Below are 535 nucleotides of genomic sequence, written 5' to 3'. Positions count from 1 at the left end.
GAAAATGACCTGATCCACCGACAGGGTCACCACATAGCGGCCGGCATAACGGCTGGCGCAGGCGTCGGCCACTTCGTCGAGGTATTTGAGCAGGGTACCGCCGTGAACATTGCCAGAGAAGTTGGCCATGTCAGGGGTCATCAATACCGTCATCGACAGCTGGGCGTTTCCGGGTTCCATAGCATTCTCACGGGTCAAGGCCAGGTTTGAGGGATGCACCTCTGCGGGTGCCTCAGCGGTTTTTTCAAACCAACAGTTATCGGGACGCCGGGTGCGGAGTCGCCGTCACGCCGGAACGATCTGTTTCCATATATTGCACCGCCTTTCTGTCAGAAGTCGCGGTGTTACCCTGCAAAAAGCCTTGCCTCAAGGGCATTTCCTACGTGCAATTCCGATTTTTGTTCTGCTCGATCAGACTTTTCCTGCTTCCGGGGATCGAGCAATACCATCCAGGGAGTCTCACGCCATGCATGCCATCAGTTTCATTCAGGATCTGGCAGTGATCATGTTGATCGCAGGCGTGGTAACCGTACTC

Annotated in this window: 1 protein-coding gene; it reads right to left on the bottom strand. The window is 55.1% G+C overall.

The window, feature by feature from the left end; all coding sequences use genetic code 11:
• A partial coding sequence (locus AC1DSL_RS19325; protein ID WP_477533490.1) for an acyl-CoA thioesterase occupies positions 1 to 180 on the bottom strand: 180 nt, incomplete at its 3' end.
• Between the last annotated feature and the right edge of the window lie 355 nt (positions 181 to 535).

It is taken from the genome of Paenisporosarcina sp. P4_D4 (genome assembly GCF_056401835.1).
This window is presented reverse-complemented; position numbering and strand designations above follow the sequence as displayed.